This window comes from Roseibium polysiphoniae (assembly GCF_014842925.1).
Lineage (GTDB): Bacteria > Pseudomonadota > Alphaproteobacteria > Rhizobiales > Stappiaceae > Roseibium > Roseibium polysiphoniae.
Genome location: NZ_JACYXJ010000004.1, coordinates 226,931 through 241,834, shown reverse-complemented (window position 1 = coordinate 241,834; position 14,904 = coordinate 226,931). Strand labels below are relative to the sequence as shown.

Annotated in this window: 11 protein-coding genes; 1 reads left to right on the top strand and 10 read right to left on the bottom strand. The window is 56.9% G+C overall.

All coding sequences use genetic code 11. The annotated features are described in order from the left end of the window. Positions 1–229: 229 nt before the first annotated feature. Entirely contained in the window at positions 230–1,519 is a 1,290-nt protein-coding gene (locus tag IG617_RS11350; RefSeq protein WP_192109639.1) for an adenylosuccinate synthase, read from the bottom strand. Positions 1,520–1,858: 339 nt separating this feature from the next. Between IG617_RS11350 and IG617_RS11345 the strand changes: the two genes are divergently transcribed. After that, the gene (locus IG617_RS11345) at positions 1,859–2,752 is read left to right on the top strand and encodes a DMT family transporter (protein WP_192109330.1); all 894 of its coding nucleotides are present in this window, start codon (positions 1,859–1,861) and stop codon (positions 2,750–2,752) included. A 56-nt stretch (positions 2,753–2,808) separates the two neighbouring features. Here IG617_RS11345 and serA read toward each other — a convergent pair whose 3' ends face one another. From serA to tolB, 9 genes are all read right to left on the bottom strand, one after another. Beyond that, positions 2,809–4,395, bottom strand: a complete 1,587-nt coding sequence (gene serA, locus IG617_RS11340) for a phosphoglycerate dehydrogenase (RefSeq protein WP_192109329.1) — start codon at positions 4,393–4,395, stop codon at positions 2,809–2,811. A gap of 88 nt (positions 4,396–4,483) precedes the next feature. Beyond that, positions 4,484–5,650, bottom strand: a complete 1,167-nt coding sequence (locus tag IG617_RS11335) for a phosphoserine transaminase (RefSeq protein WP_192109328.1) — start codon at positions 5,648–5,650, stop codon at positions 4,484–4,486. A 164-nt stretch (positions 5,651–5,814) separates the two neighbouring features. Further along, positions 5,815–6,621, bottom strand: coding sequence for an outer membrane protein (locus IG617_RS11330; protein ID WP_209008426.1), 807 nt, complete (start codon positions 6,619–6,621; stop codon positions 5,815–5,817). 244 nt (positions 6,622–6,865) lie between these two features. Further along, on the bottom strand, positions 6,866–8,209 hold the full coding sequence (gene glmM, locus IG617_RS11325) for a phosphoglucosamine mutase (RefSeq protein WP_192109326.1): 1,344 nt from the start codon (positions 8,207–8,209) through the stop codon (positions 6,866–6,868). Positions 8,210–8,376: 167 nt separating this feature from the next. Further along, positions 8,377–10,299, bottom strand: coding sequence for an ATP-dependent zinc metalloprotease FtsH (gene ftsH / locus IG617_RS11320; RefSeq protein ID WP_192109325.1), 1,923 nt, complete (start codon positions 10,297–10,299; stop codon positions 8,377–8,379). Between the two features lie 202 nt (positions 10,300–10,501). Further along, positions 10,502–11,824 carry a tRNA lysidine(34) synthetase TilS gene (gene tilS, locus IG617_RS11315; protein WP_192109324.1) on the bottom strand — a complete coding sequence of 441 codons (1,323 nt, stop codon included), beginning with the start codon at positions 11,822–11,824 and terminating at the stop codon, positions 10,502–10,504. Continuing rightward, a complete protein-coding gene (ybgF, locus tag IG617_RS11310; RefSeq protein WP_192109323.1) occupies positions 11,808–12,746 on the bottom strand; it encodes a tol-pal system protein YbgF in 939 nt (312 codons plus the stop codon). Before ybgF ends, tilS begins: the two co-directional genes overlap by 17 nt. A 181-nt stretch (positions 12,747–12,927) precedes the next feature. Then, positions 12,928–13,413: a peptidoglycan-associated lipoprotein Pal gene (gene pal, locus IG617_RS11305; protein ID WP_192109322.1), complete on the bottom strand. Its 486-nt coding sequence runs from the start codon at positions 13,411–13,413 to the stop codon at positions 12,928–12,930. A gap of 118 nt (positions 13,414–13,531) precedes the next feature. Further along, positions 13,532–14,881: a Tol-Pal system beta propeller repeat protein TolB gene (gene tolB / locus IG617_RS11300; RefSeq protein ID WP_192109321.1), complete on the bottom strand. Its 1,350-nt coding sequence runs from the start codon at positions 14,879–14,881 to the stop codon at positions 13,532–13,534. Positions 14,882–14,904 lie beyond the last annotated feature (23 nt).

Below are 14,904 nucleotides of genomic sequence, written 5' to 3'. Positions count from 1 at the left end.
ATCTCTTATGTCTTTAGACAGGCTTATACCAAACTCTTGCGCAGGCGAAGCCCTTGTTGGCGGTCACAAGTCCCGTGATCCCAACACACCTCCCGCGCAACTCTTTCAAGTTCTGCAATCATCAACAGCAGCTGCTCCGCCTGGGGAACCAAGCAAAAAGAAAAGCGCCGCATTGTCCCTTCCGGAAACAAAGCGGCGCCGGTCTCAAGCATTTGCAAACCTTGGAAAATCAGCCCTGGAAGGGGTTTTGAACCAAGATTGTATCGTCGCGTTCCGGGCTGGTCGAAAGAAGCGCAACCGGTGCACCAATCAGTTCTTCCACATGACGAACGTATTTGACGGCCTGCGCAGGCAAATCGGCCCAGGTGCGTGCACCTTCTGTGGATTCTTTCCAACCCGGCAAGGTTTCGTAAATCGGCACGACCCGTTCCTGCGCACCTTGTGACGCGGGGAGATAATCGATTCGCTCTCCGTCAAGCTCATAGCCGACACAGATTTTGATCTCTTCCAGACCATCAAGAACGTCGAGCTTGGTCAGCGCTATGCCATTGATGCCCGAGGTGCAAACCGTCTGACGGACCAGCACCGCATCAAACCAGCCACAACGCCGCCGACGGCCAGTCACAGTGCCGAATTCATGGCCACGTGTGCCAAGAAACTCACCGACTTCGTTCTGCTGCTCAGTCGGAAACGGCCCTTCGCCAACGCGCGTCGTATAGGCCTTGGTGATACCAAGCACATAGTCGATGGCACCTGGACCAAGACCACAGCCTGTGGCCGCCTGTCCTGCGACCGTGTTCGAAGACGTCACGAACGGATAGGTACCGTGATCGATATCCAGCAGTGCACCCTGGGCGCCTTCAAACAGAATGCGCTTGCCGTCCTTGCGCTGCCCATCGAGCAGGTACCAGACGGAATCCATGAAAGGCAGCACCTTGTCGGCAACGCTCGACAGTTCGTCATAGATCGCCTGCGCCGAAATCTCGTCCTGCCCGAGGCCACGGCGCAAAGCGTTGTGATGGGTCAGCAAACGGTCGATCTTTGCTGGCAACGTCGACAGGTTCTTGAGGTCCATCAAGCGGATCGCACGGCGGCCGACCTTGTCCTCATACGCAGGACCGATACCACGCTTGGTGGTGCCGATACGCGTCCCTGTGTTTGAATTCTCGCGCAGGGCGTCCAGCTCGCGATGAAGCGAAAGGATCAGCGTCGAATTCTCTGCAATGCGCAGGTTCTCCGGCGTGACAACAATGCCCTGGACCCTGAGGCGCTCAAGTTCGTCCACAAGAGCATGCGGATCCAGAACGACACCGTTGCCGATGACCGAGAGCTTGCCGCGCACGACGCCTGAAGGCAGAAGGGACAACTTGTAGCTGACACCATCAATCACCAGCGTATGGCCGGCATTGTGGCCGCCCTGGAAACGGACAATCACATCGGCTTGCTCGGACAACCAGTCAACGATCTTGCCTTTGCCTTCGTCCCCCCATTGCGATCCGACGACAACCACATTGGCCATGGAATAAACGCCCTCCTGAAGCGGCATTACAGGCGCCTTTTGAATAAGGCGCAAACACATCGAGCCCCGAACGGGTATCCGAGGCAAACGCGGCGGACTATAGCCATTTGGTCATCAACTTGCGAGCCCTGGAGCCGCTTTTTCGCAGGAGCATTAAAAGTCGTTCAATATCAGATACCTAACTCAATCGGCACCGCACTAAGCCGCCCGTTCTCGGCAGTTCGCGATGAATGCCGGATACCCTGCTACAGCTGTCTCTCACATCGGTTTTCGGGTGTCGTCTACTGCTCACAGCTGTTAGGCAGTGCAATCGAACAACCCGTGATGATGGATAGATCAATGACACTGGCGAACTGGTTTTTGCTGCTTCTGCTCGGCACGATCTGGGGCGGTTCATTTCTCTTCGCCAAGGTGGCAGTCGCGGAAATTCCACCACTTGTTCTGGTCTTTCTTCGAGTTTTGATTGCAGGTTTGGCCCTTCATTTCGTTTTACGACTCCGGGGCATCTCGTTCCCACTCTCTCCCACGCTCTTGGTCTCTTTTCTCGTCATGGGACTGCTGAACAACGCCGTTCCCTTTTCGCTTCTCTTTTGGGGACAGACCGAAATCTCCGCGGGACTGGCGTCGATCCTCAACGCGACGACCCCGATTTTCACCTTTGTCATTGCCGCAGTTCTGCTCCAGCAGGAGACCGTCCAGTTTCATAGGGCTGCAGGTGTCGTCTTGGGCATTGCAGGTGTCGCGATAATGCTCCTGCCGAATTTGACAGGAGCTGGTCACGATCCACTATGGGCCCAACTGGCGTGTCTGGGGGCAGCCTTGTCCTATGGGCTGGCCGCCGCCTATGCGAGGCGTTTCAAGGATCTGCCGCCAGTCATATCGGCGACCGGACAGCTCACCGGCTCAAGCCTCATCATGTTGCCGATCGCCGTTCTGTCGTCAGGCAGCTGGACGATGACCAGTGTTTCATTTGAAGTCTGGGCCAACGTCCTGGCCCTTGGACTGGTCGCAACAGCGGCGGCTTACCTGATCTATTTCAGGCTCCTTGCGGACGCCGGCGCGACCAATGCATCTCTGGTGACCCTTATCGTACCGGCAACCGCGATCCTTTTTGGCGTGATAATTTTAGGTGAGAGCCTGACGGGCTTCCAGATTGGCGGACTTGGCCTGCTGCTCTTGGGATTGTTGGTTCTCGACGGCCGCATCATCCTCCGCCGCCTCGGTCTGACCTAAAAAGAAAAGGCGGCCCAAAGGACCGCCTCTCCAACAAATTGGCTGGATGCCCGTTCTCAGAACGACAGAGACTTCACCTGCTTCACATGAGAGACCGCAGCCAAACGGTCCATCACCTCCTGGGGCACCTTGCCGTCAACTTCGACAAGACAAATCGCATCCTGCCCAGCTGCGATACGTCCAAGATTGAAGGTCGCAATGTTCACGCCTGCGCTCCCAAGTTCCATTCCGAGATGACCAATGAAACCAGGCTTGTCCTCATTGGTGACATAGAGCATATGCGCGCCCAGTTCCGCCTCCATGTTGATGCCTTTGACCTGGATAATCCTTGGCTTGCCATCTGCGAAGACGGTTCCCGCAACGGAGCGCTCCTGATGCTCCGTGACCAGGGTCAGCCGGATGTAGGTTTCATAGGCACCTTTTTTCTCGCGGCGAATTTCTTCCACTTCGATCCCCCGCTCACGGGCAACCACAGGGGCGGACACCATATTTACGGTCTGAAGCAGAGGGGTCAGAACCCCTGTCAACGCGGCTGAAGTCAGCGCCTTTGTATTGAGATCGGCCACAGCGCCAGCATATTCCAGACGCACCTTCTTGATCCCGCTCTCGGTGAGCTGTCCGGCAAAAGAACCCAGCTGTTCGGCGAGCTGAACGAATGGCGTCAGTTTGGGAGCTTCTTCCGCCGATATCGATGGCATGTTGAGCGCGTTGGAAACCGCCCCCTCCAGCAGAAAATCGCACATCTGCTCCGCGACCTGCAGCGCGACATTTTCCTGTGCTTCGCTGGTTGATGCCCCAAGATGCGGCGTCGAGACAAAATTGGGAGCACCGAACAGGGTATTTTCCTTTGCCGGCTCCTGAACGAAGACATCAAAGGCGGCACCGCCGAGCTTACCTTCGTCCAGCGCAGCGCGAACTGCCGCCTCATCAACCAAGCCCCCACGGGCGCAATTGATGATGAATGCGCCAGGCTTCATTTTTTCGATCGCCGCCGCATCGATGATGTTACGGGTTTTGTCCGTCAGAGGCGTGTGCAGCGTCAGAAAATCGGCACGGCGCAAAAGCTCGTCGAGCTCGACTTTCTCGACGCCCAACACCACGGCGCGCTCGGGCGTGAGGAACGGATCAAAAGCGACCACCTTCATCTTGAGGCCGATCGCCCGATCGGCGACGATCGAACCAATATTGCCGCAACCGATCAGGCCCAACGTTTTTGCGGTGATCTCTTTCCCCATAAACCGGGATTTTTCCCACTTGCCCGCCTGGGTCGATGCATCCGCGGCCGGAATCTGCCGTGCCGCCGAGAACATCATCGCAATTGCGTGTTCAGCCGTGGTGATCGCGTTGCCGAACGGGGTGTTCATGACGATGATGCCGCGTGCAGTTGCATGCGGGATATCAACGTTGTCGACGCCGATACCGGCCCGACCGATCACCTTGAGGTTATCGGCTGCGGCAATGATCTTTTCCGTGACCTTTGTGGCCGACCGAATTGCGAGACCATCATAGTCGCCAATGGCGGCAAGGAGTTTCTCCTTGTCCTTGCCAAGGTCAGGCTGGAAATCCACGTCGATCCCGCGATCCTTGAAGATCTGGACGGCGGCAGGCGACAGCTTATCTGAAATCAGTACCTTCGGAGCCATAAGGCGCACTCCTCAATTGTGTTGAAGAGGGCTCGGCCGGGTCACCGGTCGAGCACATTTTCCGTGTCACTTGAAGAATTTGCAGCCTCTAGAGGCGCGCTTTCTGATCGGCGAAAGCCCAGTCAAGCCAGGCAACCAGAGCCTCGAGGTCAGACGCTTCGATTGTGGCTCCCGACCAGATCCGCAGACCGGAGGGGGCATCGCGGTAGGCACCGATGTCGTAGGCAACGCCTTCGGCATCAAGCGCAGCAACCATCGCCTTGGCAAATGCAGCCTGAGCATCCGCAGGAAGCGCCGTCACGTCCGGGTCAACCACCTTGAAACAGACCGACGTATTGGACCTCGTCGCCGGCTCGACAGCCAGAAATTCCACCCAGTTGGTCTTCTCGACCCAGTCGGCGAGGACTTTCAAATTGCCATCTGCGCGAGCCTTCAAGCCTTCCAGGCCCCCAATGGACTGAGACCATTTCAGGGCATCGAGATAGTCCTCGACGCAGAGCATGGACGGTGTGTTGATCGTCTCACCCTTGAAGATGCCTTCGATCAGCTTGCCGCCCTTTGTCATGCGGAAGATCTTTGGCAAAGGCCAGGATGGGACATAACTCTCGAGACGTTCGACCGCCCGTGGGCTCAGGATCAAGACCCCGTGCGCCGCCTCCCCGCCGAGCACTTTTTGCCAGGAGAACGTCACAACATCGAGCTTGGAAAATTCCAGATCCTGCGCAAACGCAGCAGACGTGGCGTCACAGATCGTCAGGCCTTCACGGTCGGCAGGGATCCAATCCGCGTTCGGAACGCGAACGCCGGAGGTCGTGCCATTCCAGGTGAAGACGACATCGTGGGAAAAGTCGACACTTGCTAGATCAGGCAACTCGCCATAGGGCGCTTCGATCTTGCGGGCACCGTCCAGCTTCAGCTGTTTCAGAACGTCCGTGACCCAGCCAGAACCAAAACTCTCCCAGGCAAGCATGTCGACCGGACGAGCACCAAGAAGAGACCACATGGCCATCTCGACAGCGCCGGTGTCTGATGCGGGGACAATGCCGATCCGGTAGTCGGCGGGAACCTTGAGCACTTCGCGTGTCAGGTCTATCGCCTCGGCCAGCTTGGCTTTTCCAACCTTGGCGCGATGAGACCGGCCAAGCGGCGCATCGGCGAGGCCCTCAAGGGACCAGCCAGGTCGCTTGGAGCAGGGTCCGGACGAAAAATTTGGATTGGCCGGACGCACGTCCGGCTTCGAGATTCCTATAGTCATGTAATCTACCCTCACAGATAGGAGCCCCTCGTTGGGGAGGGGTGGCCCACTGATGGGGATAGGACTGTTCCGGCAGTTCGTCAATTCAATTCGAGGTAACTGTCGCGCAAACAGAAAAAGCCGACCCGCTGGGCCGGCTTTCCAAATCGCTTATGAAGACCAGCTTAGAAGTTGCTGGTGATCGGCTGTGCCGGGTAGTAGCTCGGAGCTGGAGCCGCCGCATAGCTGTCGAAGGTATAGCGAGCACCCAGACGGAATTCGTGGGCGGTCAGATCCTTGAACTCGGAGCGCGTGTTGCCGGACCCGGTGTTGTAATACTTGACCGTTTTGGCGGTGCCGAGATTCTTGTAGCGATAGCCCGCATCAATGCTCCAGTTCGGCGTCACCGCATAGGAAGCACCAGCCATCAACGCCCAGGCAAAGTTCCATTCGCCGTGGTCGCCGTCGTATTTAACGGCGGAGGCACCTGGGTTCACAGAGGTCGTGCCGCTCGTACGAACGTAGGCCGCACCAATGCCCGCACCAACATAAGGCGTGATATTGTGCCACGTACCAATATCCACATACCCGTTGACCATCACAGTCCAGACATCAATGTCTGTGCTCTCTTCTGAGAACCCACCGGTACAAGTTCCACAAACCGCATAGCCCTTGGCTTCTGCAGCAGTTTCATAGTCGAGCGTGACATCGCCGCGGAAGTAGTCGGTGAATTGATAACCGACACCAACGCCGATCATCCAGGCATCGTCCATGGTCTCACGCTGATAACGGAAATCACCGGCAACGGGATCGTTGAACCGGCCGGTCGGATCCTCATAAACCTTGTAGCCAATATCGCCGCGCAGATACCATCCGCCGGCAGCCGGAACTTCCGGAATATGCTCAATGACCGGGGCCGGAAGATCCGCCGCCATGGCCGCAGTTGAAAGAACCACTGCGGCGCCGGTCAAAGACAATCGCTTTAAAAACATGACCATGTCCTCGTCCTTTACGTCAGGCGTCCGCATAATCCTCTGCGGGTCGCGCTAGATACATCAAGGGCAGATTGGTCAAAAATGATTAAGGTCGACTTAACCCTGTTCTTTAACGCCGTTTTTTTACCTTAATATAAACTTAACGTCGCAAGATCTCGTTAATATAAATGAAAGAAAGGCACCACTTAAAAAGTGATGCCTCTTCGTGAGTTCATACGTTCAACAGCATTTCGTGATGTCGTCAGGCGGCCGTCCTGGCAACAACATCGGCGATGTCATTGACGACCTGCTTGATGAGGCCAGCGTCATCTCCCTCCGCCATGACGCGGATGAGTGGTTCAGTTCCGGACGCCCGAATGACAAGCCGGCCCGAATTACCAAGCCGATGCTCACCATCTTCGATAGCGGCCCTTACGTCAGCCTGCTCAAGTGGGGTACCACCGCTGTAGCGCACATTCTTCAACAGCTGAGGCACTGGATCGAACCGCCGGCAAACTTCGGAAACCGACCGGCCCATGTCTTTCACACAGGCCATGACCTGAAGGGCTGCGATCAAGCCGTCTCCCGTCGTCGCAAAATCAGACAGAACAATATGGCCAGACTGCTCACCGCCCACATTGTAGCCCTGTGCCCGCATATGCTCGACCACATAGCGGTCACCAACCTTGGTCCGTGCAAGTGACAGCCCAAGGTCACCGAGATAACGCTCGAGCCCAAGATTGGACATGACAGTCGCAACAATACCTGGCTGGGAAAGGCGGTTGTGAGCCTGCCAGGATTGGGCGACGACGGCCATCAACTGGTCACCGTCAATCACGTTGCCATTCTCGTCAACGATGATCACCCGGTCTGCATCGCCATCAAGAGCGATGCCGATATCGGCGCGTACTTCATGGACCTTTTTGGCCAGCGCATCCGTGGAGGTCGACCCGCAATCCTTGTTGATGTTGAAACCATCAGGAGACACTCCAAGGCTGACAACATCTGCGCCCAGCTCCCAAAGTGCCTCTGGGGCAACCTTGTAGGCGGCACCATTGGCGCAATCGATGACTACGCGCAGACCCTCGAGACTCATCTCGCGCGGCAAAGTACGCTTGGCAAATTCGATATAACGCTGCTGCGCCCCTTCAATTCGCCGCGCTCTGCCGAGCTCTCCCGAACCGGAAAGACGATTGATCATATCGCTTTCAGCCAGGGCCTCGATCTCAAGCTCAATGCCATCGCTAAGCTTGAACCCGTCCGGTCCGAAAAACTTGATGCCATTGTCGTGGAATGGGTTGTGAGATGCGGAAATCATCACCCCAAGGTCGGCCCTCAGGGATCGGGTCAGCATGGCAACGGAAGGTGTCGGCATCGGGCCAAGGAGGAAGACATCCATACCAACGGACGTAAATCCGGCAACAAGCGCATTTTCGATCATATACCCTGACAGACGCGTATCCTTGCCGATCACGACCCGGTGGCGATGCTCACCATTCTTGAAGGCCAGCCCAGCGGCCATGCCGACCTTGAGCGCCATTTCGGCTGTCATGGGAAATACATTTGCACGGCCGCGGATGCCGTCCGTTCCGAAGAACTTGCGCATGAGAATTGATGTCCCTGTAAGTGTTCGTCGCAGGTCTTTTGAGCCCAGACCCTAACCCGGATCGTCCCACAAAACGGTTCAAAAATTATGAGCGAATGTTACGGATATTTGCCAAGAAAAATGCCCGGTCAAGGACCGAGCATTTCATTTAGTGGACTATGGCTGGATCAGGCCTGCGGTTGAGGCTCCATGCCGCCGCTTGGCTCGTCACCGCCACGCTTGACCCCTGCAGAAGGAACAGCCGAAGACCGTCCAATCGGCTGATCGTCATCAGTGTCGCGCACCGGCGGCTTACCCTTCAGGAGGTTCTTGATCTCGTCACCCGACAGGGTTTCGTACTCAAGAAGGCCCTTGGCAATGGTGTGCAGCTCGTCCTCGTAATCACCCAGAACCTTCTTTGCGGTCTCATAGCCCTGATTGACGAAGGACTTGATCTCCGCATCGACGATTTTCTGCGTTTCGTCGGAGACATGCTGGTTCTTGGCGACGGAATGGCCGAGGAACACCTCTTCCTGATTCTCGCCATAGAGCAGCGGGCCGAGCTTGTCTGACATACCAAACTGCGTCGCCATTGCCCTGGCAAGTTTGGTTGCCATCTGAATATCGCCAGACGCGCCGGAAGTGACTTTTTCATAGCCGAAGATCATTTCCTCGGCCACGCGCCCACCCATGGCAACAGCAAGGTCGGCCTTGCACTTCGCCCGCGTCAGGGACACCTGGTCCTTCTCCGGAAGGCGCATGACCATTCCAAGCGCACGTCCGCGCGGAATGATGGTTGCCTTGTGGATTGGATCAGACGCTTCCTGATGAAGCGCGACCAATGCATGACCGGCTTCATGGTAGGCCGTCAGCTTCTTTTCTTCTTCGGTCATGACCAGGGTGCGGCGTTCCGCGCCCATCATCACCTTATCCTTGGCATCCTCGAACTCGGCCATCGTCACCAGACGCTTGGACCGGCGAGCTGCCAGAAGCGCCGCTTCGTTTACAAGGTTCATTAGGTCAGCACCAGAAAAGCCAGGCGTACCGCGTGCCAGTGTCTTCACATCGACATCGGGCGCGAGCGGCACCTTGCGCATGTGAACCTTGAGGATCTTTTCGCGGCCAGTGACATCCGGGTTCGGGACAACGATCTGACGGTCGAAACGGCCCGGACGCAGGAGCGCCGGATCCAGAACGTCAGGACGGTTGGTCGCAGCGATGATGATGACGCCTTCGTTGGGCTCAAAACCATCCATCTCCACAAGCAACTGGTTCAATGTCTGCTCGCGCTCATCATTGCCGCCGCCGAGACCAGCGCCGCGGTGACGTCCAACAGCATCGATTTCATCGATAAAGATGATGCAAGGAGAATTCTTCTTCGCCTGCTCAAACATATCGCGGACACGGCTCGCGCCGACGCCAACAAACATTTCGACAAAGTCAGAACCCGAAATGGTGAAGAACGGCACATTCGCCTCACCCGCAACGGCCCGTGCGGTGAGCGTCTTACCGGTGCCCGGAGGACCGACCAGAAGAACACCGCGTGGGATCCGGCCTCCAAGGCGCTGGAACTTCTGCGGATCACGCAGGAACTCAACGATCTCCTGAAGATCTTCCTTGGCTTCGTCGATACCAGCAACGTCTTCAAACGTAACGCGTCCATGAGCCTCGGTGAGCAGTTTGGCCTTCGATTTGCCGAAGCCCATCGCCTTGCCGCCAGCTCCACCCTGCATCTGGCGCATCACGAAAATCCAGATGCCGAGAATGATCAGCATCGGCAGCCATGAGAAAAGCGCGCCAAGCAGCGAGAAATTCTCTGAAGGCGGCCGTGCGTTGATCAGCACACCCTTCTCACGGAGTAGATCGACATATTGCGCGTTTTCCGGCGAATAGGTCTGGAACGAGCCACCACTGTTGTAGTGACCGGAGATCTGCTGCTCCTGAATGGTCACATCGCGGATTTCACCGCGCTCGGCCTGATTCAGGAACTGCGAGAAGGCGACCTCATTGGTCGCACTCCGCTGGCCTGGGCTCTGGAACAGCTGAAACAAGGCGATCAGCAGCAAAGCAATGATCACCCAAAGTGCGAAGTTGCGAAAATTTGCGTTCATTTCGATCCCTTTACCGCCAAGGGCGGCAACGTGCGCGGGTTTGTACTTGATCCCAAGATAGGTCGCAGAGAGCCCTCTGCCAAGGCGGTGCGCCATTCTTGCGCAACTGCACTGACTTTTTTCTTAAATCTCGAAATGAATCAGGTGCTTTTTTTCTTATCCACGACAAAGCCGGCAAAAAATCGACGGCGTTTTTGCAAAGCTAAACCGTGCGCATTGGCAATTTTCGCAGGTGTTCCACTGCAATCGAAGCCTCAATCTCCGGATCGGAATGGAAAAGACCGGGAACCAGCAAGAGCTTCTCGCGCCGCCAAATTGCCGGACATGTGGCAAAAGCGTCCCTCGGCATGCCTTCAGGAAAGGTGAACTCACCGTCCGCTGCAGGTGCTCCAGCCAATGGCCCAATCATCACACCCTCTTCGACTATTGCACCCCGCATTGACGAAATACGAAAACGGTCGTCCCAAACCATACTCCCCTGCCCGCACAGGTTTGCGGTTTCCGGCGGGTGCCGCCCCGCTTCCTTCCAGAAACAAAAACGGTCTCCAAAGCGCACAATCTGCGCACCACCAAGGGTCGAGCGAACGTTTTCATCGGTGCACAGCGCAAGATCAAGGGCCTCAAGCTTGGCAAGCCGCGGCGGATACGCGGTTCTCGTTACCCTCAGGATCAGGCGTGAAAGCAGTCTGAGCCGAACTTCCTCCGGCAATCCGGAATACTGCTCGCTGTGCAAGGCAAGCGGTCCGGCGGGATGCTCCTCAACATTGTTCTGCAAGACTTGGTCAACCCATGAATCGATGGCATCGGCGGCGCGCCGAAGCCGTCCTGCAGTGTCGACCAGACGTTCGACATCCAAGCCCTCCGCAGCGAGTTCCGCCGCCAGATGTCTCAATCGAACACGCTTGTAGTCCGTGCTGTCATTTGAGGGGTCTTCGCACCAACCCTGACCCATCTGCTGCAAGGTCGCCTGCAACTGTGATTTTGGAACGTCCAGCAATGGCCGCAGGAGGCGCAATCCCTCTGGACCAGAGCGCTCGTCCGCACGCATTGCGCCGAGGCCATAAACGCCACTGCCCCGCGTAAGCCGATCAAGAAATGTCTCGACCTGGTCATCTTGATGATGAGCCAGAACAAGCGCTTCCGCATTGTCCTCGGACATTGCCTCGGCAAGAAGCCTGTAACGCGCCTTTCGGGCCTCGTCCTGAAGATTTGATTTTGGCTTGGCAGACGTCCAACGAAGCGTCCTGTGGTCGACGCCAATCTTGAGGCAAAGATCACCTACAAACTCTGCTTCCTGTGGGCTTTCGTCCCGAAGACCATGATCCACGGTCAAGACAAGAAGGCGACCGGGCCAACGCGAGCGTTGTTGCCAGTCATGCAGCAGACAAAGAAGGGCGAGTGAATCAGAGCCGCCTGACACGCCGATCGCGAGACAGGAAAAGGCATGAAAATTCTTGAAGGTCCGGTCGATCTGATCTGAGCTTAGAACCTGATCGCCGGCGTGCAGCTCAGGAGCACTGCGCACGGCTACGTTCTTCCCGCGCCTGGCTGAGCACGGCAGGTGCAGCATTTGGGAACTTGTTCAACAGCTCGGCAAAGGTCGCGCAGGCGGCATCGCCCTCGCCAAGGCCGTTCAGGGAAAGCCCAAGCTTCAGCAAACTGTCGGGGCTTTTGTCACTTCCCGGATTGTCCGTGTAGGTCTTCAGGAAGGCATCGGCAGCATCGCGGTAATTGCGTTGCGCCAAAAGGCTCTCACCCAACCAGAACTGAGCGTTGGAGGCCAATCTGTCGTCAGGATAGGTCTCGATGAAGGAGCGAAAGCCTTCTTCTGCGGCCGCATATTGGCCATTGACCGCATAGCTGTAGGCGCGGTCGTAGTCCTCACGCGGATCACCACTTGCGCTCAGGCCCGCAAAAGTCTGAGCCGACTGTGTCGTCAGCGGGTCCTGCGGTGCGTCGAGGCCGGTCGGACCTGATGGAACGTCGGCAGCGCCGCCAGCGAGTGCCGATAGGTCAATCGGTCCGTTGGTTGGCAAGTTCGTCGCGCCATTTTCATATCCGCCGGTCGCCGACCAATCCGCGTCACCAGAACCGGACGCTGGCAAGGTTCCAAGCGATTTCGGCGCGCCTGAAAACTCCTGCGCGCCATTTGTTTGAGACGGCTGCCCGATGTCCGAGCGTTTGCCCGGCGTGCCGCCTTCGAGTTGCTGGAAGCGATACTCGTTGTCTTCCTGCATGCGCCGCATCTGATCCTGCAATTCACGCATCTGAAATGACAGCTGTTCGATCTGGCCGGTCAAAACTCTCAGGCGCTCCTCCAGCTCATTTACACGAACTGTTGAATCATCCTTCTTCCGACCGAAAAGCTGCGCTTCGGAAGGCGTTGCCAACACAACAGCCAGTCCTAACGCTGCCAAGAGGACCGCAAGTCCTCGAAATGTCACCATACTATCCTCCTGGTTATCTCGGCATGAAGCCTGAGCCATCTGTATCGCTGGATACCACAGGGCGCGCCGACTTCGGCCAAATTTTGGCAGATGCAACAACAATTACCAAGGCTTGCGCGCCGCAAAAACGAAAAAAGGGTCGGAAACATCCGACCCTCTCTTCAGCGCTTTGATCCAGGGATCAGTTGGTCACGTTGTTCAAGACAGTCACAGCACGACGGTTCTGGGACCAGCAGCTGTTGTCGTTACAAACAGCGACCGGACGCTCCTTGCCGTAGGAAATCGTCTTGATGCGCGACGCCGAAACGCCGCGCGACACCAGGTAGTCTCGGGCTGCCGCCGCACGGCGGGCACCAAGAGCAATATTGTACTGGCGCGTGCCACGCTCATCTGCATGGCCTTCAATCGTGATCGTGTACTTGGAATACTTAGCGAGCCATTGAGACTGCTTGTCCAAGGTTGCCTGCGCTTGCGCATTGACCGTCGATTGATCTTCTTCAAAGTAAACCCGGTCGCCGACGTTCACGACGAAGTCCTGACCAGTTCCGGGTGCGACGTTGCCTTTCAGGCCGTCGGGCTGGGTCTGGGCACAAGCTGCAACAAACAGCATGGCGCCAATCGCCAGCAACATTTTTGCGCTTCGCGCAAACTTCCCCAATTCCAACATCTTCATTCTCCTATCCCCACCGGCCCCGACAGGGTGAACGATCTCTATACAAAGCTGGTTAAGACGACCTTGGCAAAGTTGGTTAGCAAGACGTTAACACAGACAAAAACTAAATCCGTCAATCGATCAAGGGCGACCAGGACGGATCCGACGCGAAGGCAGGTGTCGCAACACGCTGCTCATTGTATCCGGTCAGGTCGACGGTCCAGACCTGAGGTCCGCCATTCGCGCCCGGCGTGTCGCGGAAGAACACCAGAACACGGCCATTTGGTGACCAAGCCGGCCCTTCGTTGTGATAGCCCTCCGTGAGGATCCGCTCGCCCTTACCATCAGGTTTCATCACACCGATCATGAAGCGGCCCTGATGCTGTTTCGTAAAGGCGATCAGATCGCCGCGGGGCGACCAGACTGGCGTGGAATAGCGGCCCGGCCCGAATGAGATGCGCTGCGCATTGCCGCCGTTGGCATTCATGACATAGAGCTGTTGTGATCCACCCCGATCGGATTCAAACACGACGCGCTTGCCATCGGGTGAGAAAGACGGGCTTGTGTCGATCGCCGCGGAATTTGTCAGGCGCGTGGTTTTCCGGGACCGCAGATCCATCGTGAAGATGTTCGCGTTCGCACCCTGCTGCAGGCTCATAATGACCTGCTGCCCATTTGGTGAGAAACGCGGTGCGAAGGTCATGCCCGGGAAATTTCCGACAATCTCGCGTTGGCCGGTCTCGATATTGAGCAGATAGACGCTCGGATCGGCAGCACCGTAGGACATGTAGGTGATTTCCTGGCTTGTCGGAGAGAACCTTGGCGTCAGGACAAGATCGTCGCCGCGCGTCAGATAGCGAACGTTGGCGCCATCCTGATCCATGATCGCAAGTTTCTTGACGCGCTTGTCCTTCGGGCCGGTCTCGTCAACAAAGACGATACGTGTATCGAAGTAGCCTTTTTCACCTGTCAGCCGCTCGTAGATCGCATCTGCAATGATATGGGCCAGACGACGCCAGTTCTCAGGCGTTGTATAGAATTGCTGCCCAAGCATCTGCTCAGACGCGAAGACATCCCACAGACGAAATTCCGCGCGCAGGCGGCCATCAGCCTGCTTGGTCACGGAACCGCTGACCAGGGCTTGCGCTCCAATCGTGCGCCAATCGCCGAAACGAGGCGTCGTGTTCACATTCATGTTTTTCTGAATGAAACTGGCTGGATCCAGCGGGTTGAACAGGCCCGAACGCTTCAGGTCAGCGGCAATCACGGCCGTCATATCCTGCGAAAGCTTCGGATCGCCGCCCTCGGCACCGAACGATGGCAGAGCAACCGGCATCGGTTCGATCTGGCCTTGCGTCACATCGATTTCGATGAGTGCAAGGGCAGGTGCAGCCGGCAGGGCAGCAGCAGCGGTCAACAGGCAGGCAGCTGCCGCCGTTTTCAAACGGGACAGGAAACGGGCATAACTCGGCACGTCGCGCATCTTTAGCAAGGCTCCTTGTTTCC

What these genes read in the sequence shown, in the direction of transcription:
- pal (WP_192109322.1), bottom strand. Translation starts at nt 13,413, where the DNA reads ATGTTGGAATTGGGGAAGTTTGCGCGAAGCGCAAAAATGTTGCTGGCG.
- ybgF (WP_192109323.1), bottom strand. Translation starts at nt 12,746, where the DNA reads ATGGTGACATTTCGAGGACTTGCGGTCCTCTTGGCAGCGTTAGGACTG.
- IG617_RS11345 (WP_192109330.1), top strand. Translation starts at nt 1,859, where the DNA reads ATGACACTGGCGAACTGGTTTTTGCTGCTTCTGCTCGGCACGATCTGG.
- IG617_RS11335 (WP_192109328.1), bottom strand. Translation starts at nt 5,650, where the DNA reads ATGACTATAGGAATCTCGAAGCCGGACGTGCGTCCGGCCAATCCAAAT.
- tolB (WP_192109321.1), bottom strand. Translation starts at nt 14,881, where the DNA reads ATGCGCGACGTGCCGAGTTATGCCCGTTTCCTGTCCCGTTTGAAAACG.
- serA (WP_192109329.1), bottom strand. Translation starts at nt 4,395, where the DNA reads ATGGCTCCGAAGGTACTGATTTCAGATAAGCTGTCGCCTGCCGCCGTC.
- glmM (WP_192109326.1), bottom strand. Translation starts at nt 8,209, where the DNA reads ATGCGCAAGTTCTTCGGAACGGACGGCATCCGCGGCCGTGCAAATGTA.
- IG617_RS11350 (WP_192109639.1), bottom strand. Translation starts at nt 1,519, where the DNA reads ATGGCCAATGTGGTTGTCGTCGGATCGCAATGGGGGGACGAAGGCAAA.
- ftsH (WP_192109325.1), bottom strand. Translation starts at nt 10,299, where the DNA reads ATGAACGCAAATTTTCGCAACTTCGCACTTTGGGTGATCATTGCTTTG.
- IG617_RS11330 (WP_209008426.1), bottom strand. Translation starts at nt 6,621, where the DNA reads ATGTTTTTAAAGCGATTGTCTTTGACCGGCGCCGCAGTGGTTCTTTCA.